Consider the following 24,217-nt stretch of genomic DNA (forward strand, 5'->3'; position numbering starts at 1 on the left):
CAAACAAGCAGCTAGACGAATTAAAGTGACTTTTACATCTATTACTTCTATCAATTGATTAAAAGTTCGATTGTATACGGTCAACTTGCTTTACCCTTTTTTATCGAACTGGCTTTCTACTAATACAATCGATATTATTAAAAAACACTTTACATTTTTGCCAATTATGATAAATTTTTTAATAGGAAGTACTATAAATTGAAATTTATTACCCTAATTTTAATGCAAATAAAGATTGCGATGACAGATACATACCTTGAGGATTGTAGGCTAAATAATCTGTCTTTTACAGTGGAACCTGGCATTACTAACTTCGGAGGTGTTATGAGTGAATCATAAAGAGTTCAAATGGGTCATTTACCAACCTATATTACAGAAAATAATTAATCTCATAATGGTCGTATTAATCTCTTTCAGATTATTATGTCCTATCATAATTGAGGCGGAAACTTCTTCGGAAATCACCCCAACGGAATTTTATAATCAAACACTTGCGATATTTAATGAGGAAGGCTTATACCATAATGAACAGCCATGGATTGACTATTATGATGAGTATCAACAATCGCCTTTAGAATTTAATAGTTTTGCTTCGATGATGCTGGAACTAACTAAAGCGTTAAGAATTGTCGGTGGTAAGCATTCCTTTATTGTTAAAAAAACCTCTCATATTGACAAAGATCAACCCGATTTATTTAAATATCCTTCTGTTGAAACGTTGGAAGATGGCATCCTTCACATCAGTTTGCCAGAAACATATAATTTCTTCACTGTGAGTAACAATGGCACTGATATTACTACGGAATTTAATAAATACACTGAAACGGTTCTGAATCCTATTGAAGAAAATCGTCAAAATATAAAAGGTATTGTTCTAGATTTAAGAAATAATACAGGTGGTTCACATGCCATCTTATTTGCAACGACTAACTTCCTTTTTCCTGACGGTAATCTCTTATCCTTTTACAATAATAAAGATAAAAAAATCGGTGGCATAAAAATTGACAATACGACCCTATCTGTAGCAAATAACTATGAGAATACTTATGCCATAAAACGACTCAGTCAATTAAATGTTCCCGTTGCGGTCTTAATTAATGAATATACCTCCAGTGCGGCAGAATTACTGGCAATTGCGATTAAAGATACTACAACGATTGACAGTAAACTATTCGGTAAAACATCAGCCGGATATACCTCCGTTTTAAGTGGGTATGCCCTTAGTAACGACACGGACCTTCTATTAGCGACAGGCTATTTAAAAAGTAATGAAGGTACCGATTATAAAGATACTCCTATCGTGCCTGATGTCGATTCAAAGACACCTTTGGATGATGCTTTACAATGGCTAAGTAAGACCTCTTTAGATTAATACTATTTTATAGTGGCCTCAAAAAGTTAGACGAAAAATCTAGTCTTTTGGGGTCACTTTACTCGTATTTATTTAAGGAGCTGTTTTAAAATACTACTTTTGGTAGGTCTGCTTAATTTTTTATGTAATCTAATTTAAGATGCCACTTTGGAAAAGCCGTGGCGCAAAAATCCTTAAAACTAACTGTAGAATATTTGTCATGTCCCCTAAATCCAGACAAAGAAGTGGACAAACGAAGCGAAAATCATTCGACTTTCTACTTCTTGACCACTCAAAAATCCTGGATAGATTGATTCTACCCAGGACTTAAATTTATTATTTAATTGTATTGGATTCATTAAATCTACTCAGATGACTACCCATTAAATCGGCTCATCATCGACTCTACATTTTTAATGACAACTGAAATTGAACCATCCGGATGATTAATGAACTCGACGATATCTGGATTATCATACAATTCAATTGGAATGAATAGTTCAATTCCATTAGCGAGTTTAAACTTTTGCTTACTATACTTCTTCTCATATTTTGGTACATTGGTCACGACAATTTTTTCCGGTACTTCTTTCTCAGCAATTTCTTCCTTAGCGGCAGCTAAAGCCCCAGTATTATGTTCAAAGACTTTTTCAATCACGGCTTCACTATCGATTTCATTGGATTCATCTAATTGTTCATAGATCACCTTTTGTGCTGTTGCCATTACTTCATAAGCCGGTTCGTCATAACGCTTGGCAACCGAGTTAACGGTGCGTCGAATTTGCTTAATATGAGTAGGAGTAGGTTCAGGTGGTATGATACCCAATACTTGCTCAGAGAAATAAAGTTGTTTTGTGCCTTCAATCTCATAACGTTTTTCCACTAATTGATAAACCATGGTAGCGTGATTTAAAATAAACGCTTCGGATGGTTTGGCCGTTGGACTTGGTAAAATCGCATGGTTTTGAATTAATTGATTACTAATCCCTTCTTCCACTTCAAGAAAATGAGTAAAAGAAGACTGATAGTCTAAACGTAAAATTCCAAAATAATGTTCTTCTAATTCATCGCGTCCTTCAAAAAATAAGTAATCCGCAGCTGGAATATTTTCAGCTGGTGCGATAATACTATAAATTTTATTAGCTAAATCACGGGTCACTTCTTCAAAGGAACGTTCTCCTGTAATCATCGGATAAATGATTGAATCACTCGTTAATGCTTCAAACTTATAATCTGACTTTTGAATTTTAACAACAAGACGGTTAATGTAATCTTGTACATAACCGTCCTCTAAATTCATTAAATTATCGGATAGATAAAGGTTACCAGAATCTTTATCTAATATATGCAACATGGCTTTTTCAATAATTAACATAGCACACTCTTTTATAAGGCATCAAATTCGCTAGCATCAACATCGGTTAATACAGCAATCCAATTATCATTCGCTTCTTCGCTATTTAATAAAGCTGGATTATCGATAGCCGCCTCATTGATTTTAATAATTTTTCCTGATAAAGGACTCGGAACTTCAATTGCAGCTTTCGAAGCTTCTAAGTTTAATAAAGTATCATCTGCTTCGATTTCTCCGATATTCGCAATATTAACATAAGAAACATCACCCGCTTCCTCTTGTAAACAAGGGGTCATTCCGATAATATACTGATCCGCTTCTTGTAAAACCCATAATTGTTCTGTCATTTTTTTCATAATAAATTCCTCCATTTTCCTTAAAAAGAAGCCCCGCTATTGCTAGCAAAGGCATCTTATAGTTAAATTAAAACTCAAATTGATTATCATTAGCAAACATATAACTGCGATGATGGTATTTCATCGACATAATTAATCCGACACCAATTAAATTACTTAATAAGGCCGATCCCCCTTGAGAGATAAAGGGTAATGGCACCCCGGTAATCGGTAATAAACCAATCGTCATGCCGATGTTTTCTAAAATATGGAATAAAATCATCGAAATAACGCCACCCGCAATATAAGTATAAAATTCATTTTTCGTCTCAAAACAAGTTTGAACCATTTGATAAATTAAGACAAAATAAATGAATAATAAGAAAGCGGCTCCCATAAAACCAAAGTTTTCGGCAATCGTTGTAAAGATAAAGTCAGATTCACGAACCGGTACATTCACTTCTGAAACACCAATTCCTTTACCCACTAGACCTCCGGAACCAATCGCCAATAAGCTTCGTGATAATTGGAACGCATCGCCTTGAGTGTCGCCAAAGGGATCTAACCATGAATGAATACGGGATAATTGATAAGGCATAAAGCCGATTTTAAATAAGATATCTTCATGATACATCGCCATATAAATTAAGCCACCACCGGTTATCGTCACGAATAAAAAGACCGGTATAATAATTTTCCAGGCGATTCCTGATAATAATAACATCCCTGCGGTAATGGATAACATTACCAAGTTTGTTCCCAAGTCATTTTGTAATTGAATTAAAACTAAAGCCGGTAAAGCAAATAATAATACTTTCCCAATTAAAATAAAGTCTGATTTAACTGTCCGATTGGTAAATTTATTATTATGTTCAGTAATCACCCGTGCTTGAAAAACAATATAAGCCGGTTTAAATACCTCTGAAGGTTGAAACGAGAAGCCCCCAATTCTAAACCATGAATAGGCCCCCGTTTCTGCTGCTGTCTCACGGTCAAAAAAATTAAGACCAAGACCAGTAACAGCAATCCAAAACCATATAAATAGGTTGAGAGTTTCCAATATTGTTCACTATCAAATTGCATTGCCAGAATAACAGTAATTGCGCCTACCGCATACCATAAAGCATGCATTAACGTCGCTCTTAAATTTTCGCCATCAATCATTACGGTTGTCGCATAAACACTGACAATCCCAATAATAGCTAAAATTAAGACGGTTAAAATCAATCCATAATCTACCCGACTGTCGTGATAAGCGACTAATCGTCTTGTTTTCGCCATAAATCTTATCCTTCTTCCTGAATCGTTTGTTTGGTAATTTTAAGTGGAGCCACTGTTTTTGCCGCTTGATAAGTTTTAAAATGTGGACTTCTTGCTTGAAATTTCTCTACTTCGGTTGTCTCTGCTACCATTTCTAAATAATCACGTTCACAATAATCATGATAGAGAACCGCTGCATAGGCTCCTAAAGAGATAACCATCATATTATAATACAACCAGATAATAACCACAATAAAAATTCCAATCGCACTGTTACTGTCGATATTTTTATTAAATGATAAATAAACGGTAAATAATTGTGAGATCAAGCCAAAACCAATCAATGCTATAATCGCACCCACACTCGCGTATTTTGGCGACCAATTAACATTTGGCATAAACTGATAAATCGAGAACATTAAAATAAACAAACTCAATAGCCCAATCAAGCCACTATTTTGTAAAATGGCACCTACAAAAGGAATCTCAATGTCAAAGGTACTGGTGAGATAATTTAATATGGTTTCACCAAATACAAAGACCAATGTTAGTGAAAATATTAAAACGACTAAAGCTAAAGTAAACACATAAGCAAACCCTCTTGATATAAGAGCATTTTTACGTGGTTTGGCTTTAAAAATCGTATTTAAAATACGTTGAACGGCATTAAAGACATTTGAGGCGGGCCAAAGTGAAATAATTAACCCCAGAGATAATGCTTTCACACTGGTACTCGCAATATAGTTTTCTAATATTGGCACAATTACGTCACTTACTTCAGCGGGCATCGCATCATTGATGACTGAAACAATTTGATCTGAAGAAAAAGGTAATACAGCAATCACATTGGCTATTGCTAATAATAATGGTACTACAGCCCAAATAATATAAAAGGATAACTCAGCAGCATAACTACCAAATTTCCGTTGGGGATTAACCGCTAATACCTTTAATAATCGTTGGACAGTCGTCGGTTGCTCATTCACCATAGACTTGCTCCTTTCGTCTTTTATACTCTACTACAATACCATAATTAGAGCGAATTTGCACTCTAAGACCATTACTTTTTAAATTTGAATGCTCAGGTAAACATGATATAATACTATTGTTAACTATTAAAAAAATCATTCATTGAGGGAATAGGCAATTAACATACGTTACTAGTCGATAAACTACTAAGCAAAATGAGCTTGGGCAAAACGTTAAAAATTGCGTTTTAATATTTTATCGTTTCGGGGTTGAATGGTGTCAAACGGCGTTTTAACGAGACAAGGTAATAACTTGCTAAAATTAATCAACAACGCAGCGGTTGAACCATACGAGGAAGTCAAACAAAACACAAAGCATTTACTTTTCGACTTCTCACCCACCCCCACCATGCTAATGAGCTGACGAAGCGCATTGCATGTAATTATCGACTTCTCACCCCTTCGATTCCTTCTAAAATGATAATTCAATTATATCTAAGTAATTAGATGAACTATCGGGTTTTTTTAGATTTTCCCGAGAATAAAAAAATGCTCATTATTATTTACAAGGAGAGTGCATATGTCTACAGGAGTTACTTTTTATTTTATGCGTCACGGAGAAACAATGTTAAATCGCTTGGAGCGAATTCAGGGTTGGGCAAATGCACCATTAACCGAAAAAGGGATTCACGATACCCACCGCAGTGGTAAAGGATTAGCTAACGTAAAGTTTGATGCGGTTTATACTAGTGATTTAATGCGTACCATTGAAACAGCGCAAATTATTTTAGAAGAAAATCATTACGCACAAGAATTAACCATTCATCCAATGGTCGAATTTCGTGAAGTTCATTTTGGCTTTTATGAAGGACTCGATGCCAATCAATTATGGCGTGATGTCCGTGAACATATTGCGAATGTGAGTGACGTGAAAGACCGTAGCCAATTAACTGCAGATGTCTTTTTAAACACCGTCCATAAATTAGACCCTTATAAATACGCTGAAAACTATCGTCAATTTTGGACACGTGTTGAAAGTGGCTTATTAGAATTGTTAAATCGTCATGCTGGTACAGAACAAAATGTTTTAATCGTCAGTCATGGATTAACCATTCAAAACTTATTACATGGCTTAGTAGCAGATTTCAATGAACAAGAGCGCTTAAATAATGCATCAGTATCAGTTGTTCAATATATCGATGGACAGTTTCGTTTATTAGAATATAACGACACCAGTCATTTTACCGACTAATACTATCGACAGCGCACCAAATTAACGAAGTGGGGAGTAGGCAAGAAGTAGAAAATCGAATGATTTTTGCTTCGTTTTCACCCTCCCGCAAAGTTGGGAGTAGACCAGAAGTAGAAAATCGAATGATTTTTGCTTCGTCTGCTCAACCACTGCGCTATTAATTAAAAACAATAATTTTGACTAAATTTATCAACTTTATTCCCAGCCTACTTCATGCAAATAAAAGAGATTAAACTCGTCTAAACAGATGCGGTTTAATCTCTTTTTATGTTGAAACGAGCAATCGACTGAACGCTTGCCCAAAACAACTGTGATCAAGCTTTTATTATTCTAAAAAAAGTAGATGAAGAAAGAAAACTGGGCAGAATTTCAAACTTTCTACCCAGTCTTTTTGATAATCATTTCATCTATCTATCATTAATATTATTTTTTCTTTCTCAAAAAGTAATAGCCACATCCCACTAGTGTTAAGCCAGTGATAATGTTCAAGTATTTATTTCCCCATAATGGGCTCACTGCTACTAGGAAAAAACCTAAAGCCATGAGAAAAGTAGAGCCATTTTTCTCCATATTATTAATCAGCTTTTACTTTATTAGCAGAGATAACAAACGGTAACCAAATTAAGAAGGATATTAGTAAGTTAAATAACGAAACTAAACCAGCCATGAAGCTACCTCCTGTCGCTAAATAAGCAAAGAGTCCTGGAGGTGTAATCCAAGGAACAGCTAAGAATACAGGTGGAATTAATCCTGCTGCGGTTGCCAAGTATCCAATTGTTGCACAAATAGGTGGAACAATTAACCATGGAATCACAAATTGAGGATTTAACACAATCGGCATCCCAAATATAATAGGTTCGTTAATGTTGAAAACTCCCATTGGCGCTGCTAATTTTGCTATTGTTTTATGATCTTCACGCTTGGATAATAGGAAGATAGCAATAATTAATCCTAAAGTAACACCAGAACCACCCATTTGAGCATAAGCATCAAATGAACCACGAGTCCAAGTCCAAGGTAATTGAGCAATATCTTTAGTTGCTTCATAAATAGCGGTATTTTCATTTAAGGCTACGCCGTAAATACCATCCATTACTGGAGCCAATACATTGTGCCCATGTAAACCAAAGAACCAGAATAATTGAACTAGGAAAGTTAATAAGATAACTGATCCAAGCCCTTGTGATAAGCCCATTAATGGCATTTGAATGTATGTTGACACTAAATCATTAATAGCTTGTCCTGTTAAAGCAAATGCTAAAAAGGCAACAATAGCTGAAGTATAAATTGCTGCTGTACCTGGAATAATCGCTGCAAAGGCTTTATTAACTGCAGGTGGCACTGTATCAGGCAATTTAATGGTAAAGTTCTTATGAGTTAGGGTCGCATATACCCAAGTCGCTAAAAATCCAATAATTAATGCTGTAAACAAACCTGTTGCGCCGGCATATTTTAATGCAATCGCACCCCATTCACTCGTTTCTAATGTAGAAACCCCGTCGGCTGACATGACATTTAATCCTAATTTTGTTAAACCATCAATCAATGAAGCGTCGGCCCCTTCTAAAGGCGTCATGATGTTTAATGATTGTGGCATTGTAGAAATAAATGATGCAAAAGAAATTAATCCCCCTGCTAGTGGGTTCACTTTATACATCACAGATAAGTTATAACCAAAGGCAAAGGCAAAGAATAATGCCATAATCCCGATGGTACCGAAGTATACATATCCGTTAATATCGATAATCGGTTGCATTGCTGCAGCAAAACCGGTCCAACCTAGATTGGTTGGAATATCACGTAAGAAGACATTTAGTAAAACGGCAACTGACCCAGCCATTGTGATAGGCATCATCGCAATAAATGAGTCCCGAATCGCCACTAAATGACGTTGTGAACCGATTTTTCCAGAAATTTCCATAAATTTATCTGAAAAATTTGACATAATATTTACAACTCCTAAATTTTTTAAATTTGATAGATAGAATAAAATAGTTATTTCGTTTGATGAGTATGGATGAGTTCTTGGTACCAATAGTAGCTATCTTTTTTCAAGCGTTCTAAAGTTCCCTCTTCAACTTCATGTTTATCCACATATACAAAGCCATATCGTTTTTGATAACCATTTAACCACGATAATAAATCAGTAAACGACCACGTACAATAACCTAACAATTCCGTCCCATTTGCCACAGCTTCATTTAAAGCAGCAACATGACTTTGTAAATAATCGATACGATATTGATCATGTACTTTACCATCTTCAGTTAATTGATCATACTCTCCTAAACCATTCTCGGTAATCAATACTGGTATATCATAACGACTAGTAATACGTTGTAAGCCAACTTGTAAACCTTTTGGATCAATTTCCCAATCCCAATTCGTTCGTTCGACAAACTCATTGGCAATTCGTTTATAATGTCCGGGTACACCTGTCTCACCAGAAGAACCTTTTTTACCAGTAGTATTCATTTTTCCAACTCCTACACCGTCAATGGGATTATAGGCAATAGTATTAGTTTGATAATAATTTATACCCAAGAAGTCTGGTTTAGCAGATGCTAATAGCTCCATGTCTCCTGATTGAATATCTAATGTAATTCCTTGCTCTTCTAAATAACGAAGGGCAGATTTTGGATAACGTCCCCATAAATAGATATCCATCCAGAAATAGGCATTTAAATTTTCAGCTTTTTCAGCCGCCAACACATTAATTGGATTACTATCTTTAGCATAATTTGGTGAATAAGCAAAACTTGGTCCGATTTTTCCATCTGGAACCATATCGTGAAAAGTATTAATCACTTTTGCATTCGCTAAATTAGCAATATGGTTAACATTGTACATCCTTTGAGTATCTTTTACACCTGGAGGGTGCATTGCTAATTGGTAGCCTAAACTAACAAATATATTTTGTTCATTTAAACTAATCCAATATTTAACACGGTCTCCAAAACGCTCGAATAAAACTGAAGCATATTCATTAAAGTCATCAATAATTTGACGATCTTCCCAACCACCATATTCATCCATTAAACATTGTGGTAAATCCCAATGATATAGGGTAACTAAAGGTTCAATATCATTTTTAATTAATTCATCGATTAAATCAGAATAGAATTTAACCCCTGCTTCATTGACTTCACCACGTCCCTTCGGTAAAATGCGAGTCCAAGCAATGGAGAATCGATAGGCTTTTAAGCCCATTTCAGCCATTAATGCAACGTCTTCTTTATAGCGATGATAATGATCAACTGCGACATCTCCTGTCGTTCCCTTAAATGTGGTTCCAGGAATACGGACGTATTCATCCCAAACAGAGGGTGATTTTCCAGCTTCATTCCATGCGCCCTCAATTTGATAAGCAGCTGAAGCAGAACCCCATAGGAAATCGGATCTTAAATTTGACACTATTTCTTTCAATTCTTCGCCTACTTTCTTGTATTAATTTGTTGACTAGTTGTTTTAGCAAAAGATTCCAAACCAGTTAATTGTGCTTCAATTTTCTTCTTCACACTTGCAGCAAAAACTTTATCCATTATCCAAGCATTGACTTTATGGAAAATTCCTGCCGGCTCATATACTTGGATATAAGTTACTTCTGTTTCTTTATCAGTAATAGCCCTTAATTGATATTGAACTTCTTGTTTACCTTGGTTAGACCCATAAACAACGCAATAATGTGTTGGTCTTTTAAACTCTTTAACCGTCAAGCGGATACTATTTTGATTATTACGACCAAATTTCTTTATATACGTTAAGCCTTCGACAATTTCTTCATCTACTAATTCCATATCAGTATTAGCATAGTAATCTTGTTTAAATGATAGTGTAATGGCATCAAAAACATCCTCAATTGGGACATTTAATACTTTTGCTACTTCCACCTTACTCATCCTCTGTTAATCGATCAATTTTTTCATGTAACTCAATAATCTCTTTTGCTACATCAATAAATGTTAAAGCTGTCATTAAATGATCTTGGCCGTGAATCAATAATAAAGATAATTCTACATTATCGCCAGATGCTTCTTGCGTTAATAGAGCTGTTTGTGATTTATGCGCAGTGTTCAAGGCAGTATTTGCTTCAACAATTAAAGTCTTAGCTTCTTCAAATCGACCTGCTTTTGCTGCACGAATAGCTTCGACTGCTTTTCCTTTGGCGTCCCCTCCATGCATAATTAGCCCCATGACTTGTTCTAAATTTTTTGGTTCTGCCATCCTTATTCTCCAATCATTTCCATTGCATAATTAAAAACATTAGTACCATTCATCGTACCGTAATCCATCATATTGATATCACTTACTTTAATATTAGGTTCAAATTTTTCTTTATACTCTTTTAACATGAATTTTACTTGTGGTCCTACTAATAAAACATCAATATCTTTAGCTGCTACTTCGCTATCAACTTCAGAAACAGGTACTGCCCAAATCGTTGCTTCAATACCTTTTTCTTGAGCAGCCTTTTCCATTTTTGTTACTAACATACTTGTAGACATTCCTGCATTACAAACTAACATAATATTTTTCATTTTCTGTTCCTCCAATTATTTTTGTAATAAATTAATAAATATATTCACCAACTGCTTATAGTCTGGTTGTTGTAACAACAAAGCTTGTGCCATTTCATTATTAACAAAATCAACCAAACAAGGTGAAATGTACTTCATTTTTTCATTGCTACCTTTTGATGGTGATAGCAAAAAGATAAAACGTACAGATGGATGTTCTTCACTCCAATATAATGGTTCTTTACAAATCCCCACCACGACTTGTTCGGTTAAACTCATTGGAACTGTTGGATGAGGAAAAGCTAGACGTTCTCCATAAACTACTGGACTATACGTTTCACGTAAACTTAATTGATGCATCATCTGATCTTTAAAATCAGGTTTTTCGGCCTCATTAAGTAATAAAATCATTTGTTCTAAAGCGGTATTTTTATCGATAATTTCTTCAAAATAAACAAATTTTTCCTTACTAAAAATTTCTTTTGCAATTTGCTCGGCTTTAATTTTTTCTAAAGCTACTTTTTGATGGGGTTCATTTTGACGAGTTGAGCTAGTCCGAATATATTGTCTAATTTCACGTACTTCATCTGAAGTTAGAAAGACACTCACATGTACGACCGGTGTTAAAAACAGTAAATTCGATAAGTTAATTGAAGAAATGATTAAGTCAATCCCTTTCAATCGTTCTTCATTCACTTCATAATAGCCAACAACATCCACAATTTTGATGCTTCCTCCAAACTCATTTTCTAGTCGATTCTTCAGCATCATCGCACTTCCAGTTCCAGTTGCACATACAACCAGCACCTGCAGTTTATTGCGGTTTACATCACGTTCAATGGCGGCTAATACATGGATTGCAATATACGCCCACTCGTCATCTAACAATTCTTGTCCTTCTAATAATGGCATCTTAGCAAAATATTTTTTAGTTATCGCTAATATTTCTGGAAACTTTGTTTTAATCTCTTCAACTAAAGGGTTTGATAATTGAATTTTATTCTTTAATCGAATGATCAGTGGATGGAAATGCGCTGTTAAGCCATTGATTAAAACCGTATCCGATGCTAAATTCATTTCGATTTCCTGAGAGATAGCTTCCAAAACATTCAGTATTTGATTCTTTAGACTATTTGGTTCATCTTTAGTTTTATCAACTTCTTTTGTTAACTGAGTTTGCTTAACTTTTAAATGTAAGGCTATATAATTCGCTTCCTCAATTGGAAACTTGACATTAAAAGCAGTCTCTAAGCGATATAAAATTCTTAAAGCTACTTCGTATTCTTTGGATTTTTGAATATCTGGGGCAACTTTAAATTCTTTGATTGAATACCCCGTGCGGATACGCTTAATCATTAAGGCAATATGTAACACCAGATTATGCACAACATAGTCCGATAATTTTAATAAAGCATCTCGACACTCGTCAATTACTACAATAGTAATTTCAGCAAAATTAATCTCTGATAACAACGTGCCACCAACAAAAGCAAACATAGAATCATCAAAAGTATCAATAAAGAAATAGTCCATCATAAAATGACGAATATCCGACTCGACCCCTTCAATTCGAATGCCATCTTTATTATTTAACAATTGTAAACCATAGCCTTGTACCTGTTGACGAATATCGTTTAAGACATTGGTTAAAGTTGTTTTACTAATATAAAGTTCATCGGCTAAATCATCAAACAACAATGGCGCATCATTAAAAAATAATTTATTTAACACATAATGCTGGCGATCGGTTGACTCTTCAACTTGGGTAATATCCGTCATTGACTTCTTGGAAGTTAATGTTTCTTGCCAAAAAATTTCAAATTCTAAGGCATGAGTGATTTCTAAAAGATAACCATTCCCGGGTTTAGAGATTAAACGAGCACCATGACCTGCAATCGTTTGTGCCAATTGCTGTAAATATTTACGAGCCGTTCGATCGCTAGTATCAATTTCTTTAGCAAGTTCAGCACTAGATAAATAATGTGTTTTATTCTTTAATAAGCATTCCAATAAACTTACTTCTTTTTTGAAAGCATACATACCTCCTCTCGAATACGAAACCCTTTACAACTATATCATATCAAATCGTTGAGGAAATATAAAACTGGTTATTTCCGTATCGCTAAGGAAACTCAGCTTGATTAATTAAGTAAGTACAATTAATACTCTTCCATTGCTACATAGCTTAGATACATCATGACTAATTGCTTATACCTTTTTCCTCATATAGTATAAAATTTAACTATTTAAACAAATTGTTTTACGCTATTTTGTGCGCTCTTTTGTTATGTAAAACGTCATGTCCTAATCAACACTTCAGCATATCTAATACAAGTCCATCATGACTATTTTTACTGGCATGCAAAGTAAAATGCTTTTGCAACTCTTGATCTGATTTAATTCAAGCCTACTCGCTTAAACCTTATTTCTTCTATTGGCAACCTAATCCATTATTTTTAATTTGAAAGCTTGCCATGGTTTTAAATATTCCAATAAAGTCACTGCTTCCGGTAATATTTTAGCTACGACATTTGCTTTATCGCTTACCTCAAAGACTTTCAAAGCAATTTGTAATTCACCTTTATATCGTGTATACAAATCATTGTCAATAATGATTGAACCACGTTGAACAATTTTCACTTGATCTCGTGGTGCAACTGATTGGTCGGCAAATTTTATCCGTGTCATCGTCGACCGAATAACATAATCCGAGATATCCCCACGATAAACATGCGGTTCTTCAATAATTTGACGCTCCGACTCAGTTAATTTTAGGAGCGGTTTCACTGGGAGCACCATTACCTCTTCATTTATTCGTTGGGTCAGTTTTTGAAGTTCTTCTTCGGTAATAAATTGATTGGCAATTAAAATATTATCAATATGTTCGGTCGCGATTAATAACGCTGCTTGTAATTCAATCGGTAAGTGGCGATGATCTTCGACGGTACAAAGCCCTTCTGATAAAGGCCAAGGCCCTTCAGTTGCGGTTTGCGCATTGACAAAGGCGGCCGTCTCAATGCCCGCCTCCTTAAATAATTGGTTCATCTTTTCAAAATGCGCAACGGATAAACCGGTAAATTCATGGGGATAAAAGTTATGGCAAGCAATGATATTTTCTAAATTTGCCTCAGCTTCAATTAATTTGTTTAATAAAGTAGCGTCCGTACTCATATTTAACTCTATCTTAATTTCATATGGATTCTTAGTTAAGTCCACAATAGCGTCGATATCTAATGCTTCATCTAAGCGTAGACCTTTTAAACCAAATTGATGGGCTTTTTCAATTAAATCTTGATCCCACCCTGCTTGTTTTACAAAATTTGGGCTAATATCTGCAATTACTTTTAAATCTAATTGATTGGCATAAGCAATTATTTCTTGATATTTATCAAAAATTGATGTGTCGTCCGTTTCTAATTGAAGTAGACTCATAAAAATTCGTGTTGCACCATATTTCTTTAATAAATCCATGTATTGTTCGGTTTTTTTGACCGAATGATTTTCCGGATAAATAGAAAAACCAAAATTTACCACGCCAATGACTCCTTTCTAACGTTCAAAGCCATTTTGTTCACTTAATTGTTTGAACCAGTAACCAGATTTTTTGATAGTTCGATCTTGTGTTACTAAATCTAATTCTACTAACCCATATCGATTCTTATATGCATTGAGCCAACTCCAACAATCAATAAAAGTCCATAACATATAGCCATGGCAATTGGCACCTTCTTCGATAGCACGATGTAATTCAATTAAATGATTTTCAATAAATTCAATACGATAATCATCTTGAATCATCCCATCTACTTTGAATTTTTCTTCACCTTCAACACCCATTCCATTTTCCGTTAAAATCCAGTCGATATTCCCATAGTTTTCTTTTAAATTCATCGCAATATCATAAATCCCTGGTTCATATATTTCCCAACCACGATGTGGGTTAATTTTTTTACCTGGCATATCATATCCTTGGAAATAATAGTTCGGCATAAACGGTTGGCTTTCATCCCATGGTGTCGTACGAGCTTGAACTCTTAGTGGTTGATAATAATTCACGCCTAAGAAATCAACTGTATGTTCTTTTATAATCGCCAATTCTTCATCAGTATAATCTGGTGTTAAGCCATGTTTGTTTATAATTTCAACAAGTTCTCGTGGATACTCACCTAAAACGGATGGATCTAAGAAACTCTTTGTTTGGAATAATTCCGCTATACGGGCAGCTTTTACATCCTCTTCAGATTGACTACGTGGATACGCAGGAGTTAAATTTAACACAACACAAATTTTATGTTCAGGGTTCGTTTCATGACAAGCTTTGACCGCTAATGCGCTAGCTAATTGCGTATTATAGGCTACTTGTACCGCTGCTTTCGCATCTACTTTTCCTGGATAGTGATAATTGCCTAAATAACCACATTCCACTGGTACAATCGGTTCATTGAAGGTAATCCAAGTATCTACCAAGTCACCAAATAATTCAAAACACGTTCTAGCATAATTTTCATAAGCCTCAACCGTCTCTTTCGTCTCCCAACCTCCTTTTTCTTGTAAAGCATAAGGGATGTCAAAATGATAAAGGTTGACAATGAGTTTAACGCCCGTTTCATTAATCCGTTTAAAGACATCACGGTAAAAATCAACCGCCTTACGATTAACTTCACCGACACCATCAGGGATTAAACGAGACCATTGAATCGATGGTCGGAAAATGGTGTGTCCTGTTGCTTTAAGCAATTCAATATCACTTTTGTAGTTAGTATAAAAAGTAGAGGTTTGACTTGGACCCACTTGATTATGGAATCGTTCAGGTTCAATACTAAACCAATAATCCCAATTACTCATCCCCTTACCATCACCTGGAACGGTTCCTTCGCTTTGCGGTCCAGAAGTAGAACTTCCCCATAAAAACCCTTCAGGAAATTGATAAAATTTCTTCTCTTTAGTCATGTTTTTACTCCTTTATTTTTATTTTTTCAATACTGTCATGAAATTGTGGTAAATATGATTCATGAGCCAATAATAGTTCATTTAAAACAACTTGTGTTCTAGCATCATTGACAATTAAAGGATGAATCATAAATGCTTGTAAGGCTAAATCATAAGAGCCAGTCATCGCCGCTTCAACCGTTAACAATTCCATTTGCTTCATCATTTGTAGATACCCTTTAACAAAGGGTGAAACGGTTGGTACTGCTAATGGAATCGGACCGTTTGCTGTAATTATAGTTGAGATTTCCACCACACAATCCTTTGGTAAATAATCTATTACCCCTTGGTTAACTGTTGAAACTGTAAATTGTTCATGAGTGTCGTTAACAATCGCGACAATTAATTGACAAGCAATGTCACTATAATACGCACCACCTCGTAACTCTAATTGTTTAGGTTTTTCATCAGTGTGAGGATTGCGGTAAACAGCAAATAACTCCTCTTCAATTTTTTTACTTGTTCCCACGTGCGGTGCCTTCTTTAAATTGTTGAATGCTATCTTCCAACATTTCAGTTTCAATAAAGAAGTAGCGATGATAATCACATGGCAATAAATGAAGACTTCTTAAAAGCTCAATCGGAAAATCAAGACTGGTAATATTTTTTACACCCTTTACTTTATCCTCTCGTTCTGTCCCATATAGTTTTTCAATCACTTCATCCGTGCGATTATGCCCATCTTGATCCCATACTTCATGAAAATGAAAATGATTGAGACCCACATGTCTTAACATTAATTGTTTATCATCTAAGTCTAAAACTTCTGCCGCTGCTTTTTGCTGACCAATCGGAATATTGCAAACACCAATCGTTTTAGCCCATCCAAGGCGATTAATCAAAGCCTCAGTTACTATCCCAGCAGGATTAGTGAAATTAATTAGCCAAGCATCAGGACATAACTCTTTCATGTCTTCAATAATTGGTTTATATGCTTCAATCGTGCGAAAAGCTTTAAAAATACCACCGGCACCATTCGTTTCTTGACCTAACATCCCATATTTGAGTGGAATCGATTCATCTAAAATACGAGCATCTAATTGACCTACTCTAAATTGCGAAGTAACGAAATCTGCATCTTGCAATGCTTCACGCCGATTTAAAGTACCATAAATTTGCCAATTTAGTCCGGCTTTCTTAACCATCCGTTTAGCTAGCTCCACAATCGTAGTTAATTTATCCTGTCCTAATTCAACATCGACAAACCACCATTCACTGATTTGGAGTTTCGATTGTCTTAAAATCATACCTTCAACCAACTCCGGTGTATAACTAGAGCCACCACCAATTGTCACTAATTTAATGCTCTTCAAATTACCACTCCTTTCAATTTCATTATAGTGAACGCTTACTACAATGTAAATGATTTCATTGACTCCCTTTTTCCTTAGCGATACGGAAGACGTCTATAATCCCCTTCAATTTTCCTCAATAAAATGTGAAGCATTAAAAAGAACTCTGCGAATTATTGACGAACTAAAATTTCTGTAAAAAAAGACCATGCAGAAACATTCATTTCTACACAGTCTCAAAATGTTATTTATTTTATCGCTATTAACGAATTTCTAAGCCATCAATTTGATTAAGGGCTTCAGTAATATTAGCCATTGCGGCATTAATTTCCTCATCCGTTAAAGTTTTCTCTGGGTTTTGGAAGGTTAAGTGATAAGCTAATGATTGGTTGTCTTCTCCAATTTTAGCATCGACAAAGCGGTCAAATAATTCAACTGATCGTAAATATTGGCCACCTTTTTCATTAATTAGATCGACTAATTCTTGTTGGATAATCGATTTAGGTACTAATAAAGCTAAGTCACGTGACGTTGAAGGGTACTTTGGAATCATCGTTTGCACTAAAGCAGGACGGTCATAAGCTAATACTTGATCAAAGTTTATTTCCGCAAAGAATGTCTCATCTGGTAAATCATGATCTTTGGCTACTTTAGGATGGACTTGACCAAAGAATCCAATTACTTCACCATCTAATAAGATATTTGCAGTTCGACCCGGATGCATGACGGCATAATCTTGGGTTGCTTGATAAGTTATCTTGTTAGTTAAGCGAATCGCTTCGAAATAACTTTCAATGATTCCCTTTAAGTCATAAAAATCATAATTCATTGCCTCTTGATACCAAGCATTTACGGCATTTTGTCCTGATACTAAGATACCAAAGCGCTCTTCTTCTTTTGGTTGAACATTATCGCCTTGTCCATAAAAGACTTTACCAATTTCATAAAAGGCCAATGGTTTATTTTGACGCGCTTGGTTATATTTCGCAATTTCCATTAGCGCTGGGAATAAACTTTGACGTAATACTGAACGATCTTCACTCATTGGTAAGGCTAATTTGACGAATGGTTGTTCACCATGTAATAATTCAGCTTCTTTTAGTGAGGTTAAGACATAACTAATCACTTGATTTAAGCCTAACCCTTCCGCGATCGCACGTGTTTGACGGACTAATTTTTGTTTTGAATTTAAGCGACCTGGCGAACTTGGTACAGTTGGTAACGTAACGGGAATATTATCATAACCATAAATACGGGCAATTTCTTCTAAGACATCTGCTTCAATCGCGATATCCCAACGACGTGGTGGTACCGACACGGTAAAGTCTGTTTCTTGAATCGTTACTTCAAAACCTAAACGGTCAAAAATGGTTTGTAATTCATCATGAGTGATTTCAATTCCAATGCGTTTTTCAATCGCTGATAAAGGAACTGTCACTTGTTTATTTTCAACCGTTAAGGTATTCACTTCCTTAACACCCGGTTCAACGACGCCATCACCTAATTCAGCCATCATTTGGGCTGCAGCGGTTCCTGCTTCATCAATCGTTGCTAAATTAATTCCTTTTTCAAAGCGTGCACTTGATTCAGAACGTAAATTAAATTTAGACGCCGTTTTACGGACATTTAAGCGGTCAAAGACAGCTGTTTCCAATAAGACTGTCGTGGTCTTCTCTGTGACTTCGGAATCCATGCCCCCCATTACACCTGCTAAAGCAACAGGAATTTCACCGGCTTTAATTATCACATCATGTATCGATAATGTACGTTCTGCCCCATCTAAAGTCATGAAAGTTTCCCCTTCATTGGCTGCTGCTACTGAAATGGCTTTAGAAGCTAGCGTATCATAGTCAAAGGCATGCATGGGTTGCCCATATAATAATAAGAAATAATTCGTAATATCAACGATATTATTTAATGGACGAATACCGGCTTTCATCAAGCGCATTTGTAACCATAATGGACTTTCTTTTACCGTCACGTTTTTAATGACTCGCAATTGATAGCGTGGTGATAAAGCAGCATCTGCAACCGTTACTGATACAGTCTCTAATAATTCAGCACTATCAGCAAAATGATACGCTTCTGGTTGCGTAATTGTTGGTTGTTGATTAATGACTGCTCCTACTTCATACGCAGAGCCTAGCATTGATAAAGCATCTGCACGGTTAGGGGTAATCGATAATTCTAAAATCGGATCATCTAATTTTAAATAGTCAATCACACTTTGCCCCACTGGCGCATCTTGTGGGAATAAATAAATGCCATCTGCGTATTTCTTAGGAATCACACTATCAGAAAAGCCTAATTCTTGCAGTGAACATAACATTCCTTCTGATACTTCACCACGTAATTTACTTTTCTTAATTTTGAATCCACCTGGTAAAACAGCCCCAATCATCGCAACAATTACTTTTGCTCCCGCATGCACATTCGGTGCTCCACAAACAATTTGTAATAACGCATCTTGACCGACATCTACTTTCGTTAAATGTAGGTGGTCACTATTGGGATGATCGACACATTCTACAACTTCTCCCACTACTAAGTTCGATAAATTAGCACCAAAATTTTCTACGCCTTCAATCTCAATACCAGTACGAGACATTTTATCAGCCAATTCATCTGCATTAATTTTTGATAAATCTACAAAATCGTTTAACCATTCATATGATAAAAACATTAATTTTGACCTCCTTTGAATTGATCTGAGAAACGTAAATCATTTTGATAGAAGTGACGAATATCATCCACATTATATTTCAACATTGCCACACGATCTGGTCCTAACCCAAAAGCGAATCCTGAGTATTTACTTGAATCAATACCGGCCATTTCTAATACATTTGGATGGACAATCCCAGCACCTAATATTTCAATCCAACCTGTTTGTTTACAGACTGAACATCCTTTGCCACCACATTTAAAACATGAGACATCCACTTCGACTGAAGGTTCAGTAAATGGGAAATAACTTGGACGTAAACGAATTTCACGTTCTTCACCAAATAATTTTTGAGCAAATTGTAATAGCGTCCCTTTTAAATCAGCTAATGTAATCTCTTTATCTACCACTAAACCTTCGATTTGGTGGAATTGGTGAGAGTGCGTCGCATCATCACTATCACGACGGAATACTTTACCGGGACTAATCATTTTTAATGGACCGTCTTTTTCAAAATCATGTTTTTCCATCGTACGAGCTTGCACAGGAGAAGTATGCGTTCGCAATAATACTTCCTCTGAAATATAAAACGTATCTTGCATATCACGAGCAGGATGTCCTTTTGGTAAGTTCATCATTTCAAAGTTATAGTGATCTAATTCAACTTCAGGCCCTTCAATCACTTGATACCCCATACCAATGAATAAATCTTCAATTTCTTCCATGGTTTGAGTAATGATATGGCGACTACCTAACGCTTGTTTTTTACCTGGTAACGTAATATCAAGTGTCTCTTCTGCTAATTTAATTTCTAACTCTCGCGCTTCAATACGTGCTTTTGAGACTTCAATCGTTGTTTCAATTTTTTGCTTGAACTCATTCATATGTTGCCCTAGTTCACGACGACCGTCATTATCTAGGTCTCGCATTACTTTAGCAAGATCCGCAATAACTCCTTTTTTTCCAGTGTATTTCACTCTTAAGGCATTTAACACTTTCATTGAATCAACTTGTTCTAATTCACCAGATGCTTCTTGCATGAGGACTTGAATCTTATCTAATGTTTCTTGTAATTTTGAACTCATAGCTTACTCCTTTTTAAAATTTATGACAAAAAAATAGCCTCCCCCAAAAAAGGGACGCATGACCGTGGTACCACCCTTGTTTCAAAGATTATAAGCAATCCAATCTTTGACACTTGGCATCTATAACCGAGATGTAGCGGGTTCTTTTTCAAAAGTGATTCTTTCTTAACAGAACGACTCCGAAAGCGAAAGTCTCTTGCGGCTTACATGATTTAGTTTCAGTCACGCTAAATCTCCCTGATGACGGCACAATTGACATTTTTCATCATAGTCTTCTAAAAGGTATTATAGCAAGAATTCTAAGGACTTTCAAATGAATCTCAATAGAAACTCAGGAAAGATTCGTAAGTAACAGTTTTTTAGAGTGAATTAGTTAGGGGCTTGGTGAATAATTGAAACATTCGCTTTAATTTCATCTATATATTTTAAGGCGCATCAATATATACGGGATATCCTTCAATAACCTAGTGCGCATTTCTTTAATGACGGACTGCGAATTGTTCCAATAACAGATTGCGCACTTATTTTTAACCAAATGCTCATCGTTCCAATAACAGATTGCGCACATATCTTGTAGCCGAGTGCACGTTGATTCAATCACTCGTACCGATACCCCCATGCTAAAGTGTATGCTAGAGATGATGTTTCTCCAATCAAAAGAACCTCGTTAGGATTGACTTGAAGAACCGCCCCTTGAGTCGACTAAATAAAAAGAGACTTATAAGAAGCTCGTGCTTAAGGGTGCTAAGCTTTAACTCCTTATAAACCTCTCTTTTTTTATCAATGATGGTTTACTCTTTTAAAACCGCTGCCTCGTTCTTGCCTTCAAATAATGATTTTTTCTTTGCTAAATAAATCATCCACAAGAATATCAAGGGAAAGATAATACTTGAAAAAATGCCAACACGTAAATTACCACCTGACCAAGCAGCCACTTGACCAATTAATCCAGGACCAACTGTACAACCTAAATCGCCAATTAAAGCTAACATCCCAAACATAATCGGCCCCCCGGTTAAGCCTTTACCTGCCAGACTATAAGTGCCCGGCCATAATATTCCAACCGCACCACCATACAAAGCACTACCTAATAAGCTAATCCAAGGCCAATTAAATATTGACATTACTAAAATACTCATGGTTAGAGTTATCAAACTAATCATAATGAATTTTAAAATGGAAAGATTATGTTTTCCTAAGCCAAAGTAAATCCGAAACAAGCCCATCATCACCGCAAAAGAAAGCGGTCCGGCTAAGTCTCCTACCGCCTTAGAAAAACCGACAGTTTTCTCCATATAAAGGGATAACCATTGGCTCAGCGCCATCTCACTAGCACCTGCACAAAACATCATCACCGAGAAAATCCAGAAAGCTTGATTGGTTAATAATCCCATCATACTGCCACCTTCAGCAGTTCCTTCGATGATTGTTGGTAATGGTACAAAAATGAATAAAATCATATTAAGTAACGGAATGATACACCAGAAAAATGTCAGAACACGCCACTGTTCAATGCCGACAAAGTAAAAATAACTCATCGCAATAATCGTAACGGCGACAAACCCCCAACTATAAAACGAATGCATCAAGCTCATCATTCGTTCATTATTATCAGTTGGGATTTCCTCTAAGATAGGATTACTAACCACCTCAATCAAGCCGCCTCCTGCACTATATAAAGCGGTAGCAGTCACCAAGCCAATATACGGATTACTGCTTATCATATTCGGCAAAAGTGCCATCGCAGCAAATCCTAATACCGCTAATAAATGGGCCAATATAGCCACCCAACGATAACCAATCCTTTTAATAATGGGGATGGATAATGCATCTGCCATTAATTGCACTAAAAAATTTAAGGAAACTAATGCCGTTATTTGGACTAAATCAACTGAAAATTCATTTTGAAACTGTACAAATAATAAAGGCACATAATTAATCACCATCGATTGCACGACATAAGCCATAAAACAAGCAATAATGGTATGACGATAGGTTAATTTACTCACTTTCTGATACCTCATCTATTAATTCATTTGTCATTAAATAAGTTAATTCTTTTTGGGAGATGGATTTCAAAGCTAATAAATCAGGCATGGTCCACTCGTACGGTTGAAAACTATAAACTGTCTTAAATTCATATGATTTAAAGCTAGCTGTTTTATCTTCAAAAATATTTAAGTCAAAGTTTTCAGTGACACCAGCTAAAGTTAAAGTATAGAGTTGAGTACGTTCATTAAAGGCAATATCAAAATCGGTTAATTTCTTGGTCACCATCGTAGTCGCGACACCTAGGTCTTTGTCCATTTTAGGTAAATCGCGATTAATATCAAGTCCCTCAATCGTTGCTAAGCGTGTGCGATCAATTTGTTGGTTGACTAAAGCTCCAAAAGCGAGTCCACTAGGTTGCGCACTTAACTCTAACTTTTGCATCGCACTAGCTTCTGTTTCATTAATCGTGACATCCGTTGTCAATTTTAAATTTACATTTTTAGTATCACTAAAAATCACTTCCGGAATGGCCATTCTTTCCAAACTCAACGTATATATCGGATCGATATAGTAAATACTCTCTTCACGAACTTGAGCTAATTTGTTCATATTCGGTAATAATAGAAACGCATCATTCAAACTCGTCAATTGATCAAAGCCTATTAGTTGACTTTGATCGAATTCAACGACGGGGGAATCAATTGAAGCCATCACCAAAGCATCATCTCGCTTAAAGTAAGGTTGACTGAAATAATCAAGCGAGTTAAGCCAATCTAAAGTCGTGACATATGCATACTTAAAATTATCATAAGCATACAGACGAACATGATAATGGTTAGGATTTGACAGTCGATCATAGAAATCATAGTCAATAATCGCATTGCCGGTTGTGGTATTACCTAAAACGGTCACCTCAACCGTTTTTTCATTACTTCTTTGATTCACTAATTTTAATTGCATTTTAAAGCTCGGAACCTCTTTTAATGCTTCAAGTTGCTGAGTTAAGCCTTCTAATTTCGAAGGTTCAACCTCTGTCACTTCACTTCGCAAAAGACTCTCTTCGGTTGGTTCAAGAGTGGATTGAGCTGAACTAATGGGTGATAAAATGAGTGAACTCATAACGCCCATTAATGTTAAATATTTGAGTTTCATTTTAC

The 24,217-nt window shown here is 35.7% G+C and carries 18 protein-coding genes and 2 pseudogenes; 2 read left to right on the forward strand and 18 right to left on the reverse strand.

Annotated features, from left to right (window positions below; genetic code table 11):
- Positions 1–328 precede the first annotated feature (328 nt).
- Positions 329–1,372, forward strand: a complete 1,044-nt coding sequence (locus LB888_RS01365; RefSeq protein ID WP_318753308.1) for a S41 family peptidase — start codon at positions 329–331, stop codon at positions 1,370–1,372.
- A gap of 206 nt (positions 1,373–1,578) precedes the next feature.
- Here LB888_RS01365 and LB888_RS01370 read toward each other — a convergent pair whose 3' ends face one another.
- From LB888_RS01370 to LB888_RS01390, 5 genes and pseudogenes are all read right to left on the reverse strand, one after another.
- Entirely contained in the window at positions 1,579–1,710 is a 132-nt protein-coding gene (locus LB888_RS01370) for a hypothetical protein (protein WP_318753309.1), read from the reverse strand.
- A 17-nt stretch (positions 1,711–1,727) separates the two neighbouring features.
- Complete coding sequence (locus LB888_RS01375; RefSeq protein WP_318753310.1) at positions 1,728–2,726, reverse strand: nucleoid-associated protein; 999 nt, start codon at positions 2,724–2,726, stop codon at positions 1,728–1,730.
- Positions 2,727–2,737: 11 nt separating this feature from the next.
- Positions 2,738–3,061, reverse strand: coding sequence for a glycine cleavage system protein H (locus LB888_RS01380; RefSeq protein ID WP_318753311.1), 324 nt, complete (start codon positions 3,059–3,061; stop codon positions 2,738–2,740).
- A gap of 67 nt (positions 3,062–3,128) precedes the next feature.
- A pseudogene (locus tag LB888_RS01385) lies at positions 3,129–4,321 on the reverse strand (FtsW/RodA/SpoVE family cell cycle protein).
- A 5-nt stretch (positions 4,322–4,326) separates the two neighbouring features.
- Complete coding sequence (locus tag LB888_RS01390) at positions 4,327–5,289, reverse strand: YihY/virulence factor BrkB family protein (RefSeq protein WP_318753312.1); 963 nt, start codon at positions 5,287–5,289, stop codon at positions 4,327–4,329.
- A 559-nt stretch (positions 5,290–5,848) separates the two neighbouring features.
- Here LB888_RS01390 and LB888_RS01395 point away from each other — a divergent pair.
- The gene (locus LB888_RS01395) at positions 5,849–6,520 is read left to right on the forward strand and encodes a histidine phosphatase family protein (protein ID WP_318753313.1); all 672 of its coding nucleotides are present in this window, start codon (positions 5,849–5,851) and stop codon (positions 6,518–6,520) included.
- 574 nt (positions 6,521–7,094) lie between these two features.
- Here LB888_RS01395 and LB888_RS01400 read toward each other — a convergent pair.
- From LB888_RS01400 to LB888_RS01460, 13 genes and pseudogenes are all read right to left on the reverse strand, one after another.
- A complete protein-coding gene (locus tag LB888_RS01400) occupies positions 7,095–8,465 on the reverse strand; it encodes a PTS sugar transporter subunit IIC (protein WP_318753314.1) in 1,371 nt (456 codons plus the stop codon).
- Between the two features lie 50 nt (positions 8,466–8,515).
- Entirely contained in the window at positions 8,516–9,946 is a 1,431-nt protein-coding gene (locus LB888_RS01405; protein ID WP_318753315.1) for a glycoside hydrolase family 1 protein, read from the reverse strand.
- Between the two features lie 8 nt (positions 9,947–9,954).
- Entirely contained in the window at positions 9,955–10,410 is a 456-nt protein-coding gene (locus LB888_RS01410; RefSeq protein WP_276646127.1) for a DUF3284 domain-containing protein, read from the reverse strand.
- A gap of 1 nt (position 10,411) precedes the next feature.
- Positions 10,412–10,744: a PTS lactose/cellobiose transporter subunit IIA gene (locus tag LB888_RS01415; protein WP_078756131.1), complete on the reverse strand. Its 333-nt coding sequence runs from the start codon at positions 10,742–10,744 to the stop codon at positions 10,412–10,414.
- 2 nt (positions 10,745–10,746) lie between these two features.
- Entirely contained in the window at positions 10,747–11,058 is a 312-nt protein-coding gene (locus LB888_RS01420) for a PTS sugar transporter subunit IIB (RefSeq protein WP_066124810.1), read from the reverse strand.
- Between the two features lie 15 nt (positions 11,059–11,073).
- A complete protein-coding gene (locus LB888_RS01425) occupies positions 11,074–13,077 on the reverse strand; it encodes a BglG family transcription antiterminator (RefSeq protein WP_318753316.1) in 2,004 nt (667 codons plus the stop codon).
- Between the two features lie 402 nt (positions 13,078–13,479).
- On the reverse strand, positions 13,480–14,571 hold the full coding sequence (locus LB888_RS01430) for a DUF871 domain-containing protein (RefSeq protein ID WP_318753317.1): 1,092 nt from the start codon (positions 14,569–14,571) through the stop codon (positions 13,480–13,482).
- Positions 14,572–14,586: 15 nt separating this feature from the next.
- Complete coding sequence (locus LB888_RS01435; RefSeq protein WP_318753318.1) at positions 14,587–15,987, reverse strand: glycoside hydrolase family 1 protein; 1,401 nt, start codon at positions 15,985–15,987, stop codon at positions 14,587–14,589.
- A 4-nt stretch (positions 15,988–15,991) separates the two neighbouring features.
- A pseudogene (locus LB888_RS01440) lies at positions 15,992–17,339 on the reverse strand (6-phospho-beta-glucosidase).
- Between the two features lie 241 nt (positions 17,340–17,580).
- Complete coding sequence (pheT, locus tag LB888_RS01445) at positions 17,581–20,001, reverse strand: phenylalanine--tRNA ligase subunit beta (RefSeq protein WP_318753319.1); 2,421 nt, start codon at positions 19,999–20,001, stop codon at positions 17,581–17,583.
- On the reverse strand, positions 20,001–21,068 hold the full coding sequence (gene pheS / locus LB888_RS01450) for a phenylalanine--tRNA ligase subunit alpha (RefSeq protein WP_412928130.1): 1,068 nt from the start codon (positions 21,066–21,068) through the stop codon (positions 20,001–20,003). The genes pheT and pheS overlap by 1 nt, the downstream gene beginning before the upstream one ends.
- Before the next feature lie 791 nt (positions 21,069–21,859).
- Positions 21,860–23,077 carry an MFS transporter gene (locus LB888_RS01455; protein ID WP_318753320.1) on the reverse strand — a complete coding sequence of 406 codons (1,218 nt, stop codon included), beginning with the start codon at positions 23,075–23,077 and terminating at the stop codon, positions 21,860–21,862.
- A complete protein-coding gene (locus LB888_RS01460; protein ID WP_318753321.1) occupies positions 23,070–24,212 on the reverse strand; it encodes a hypothetical protein in 1,143 nt (380 codons plus the stop codon). The genes LB888_RS01455 and LB888_RS01460 overlap by 8 nt, the downstream gene beginning before the upstream one ends.
- Positions 24,213–24,217 lie beyond the last annotated feature (5 nt).

The organism is Globicatella sp. PHS-GS-PNBC-21-1553 (assembly GCF_033564055.1).
GTDB classification, from domain to species: Bacteria; Bacillota; Bacilli; order Lactobacillales; family Aerococcaceae; genus Globicatella; species Globicatella sulfidifaciens.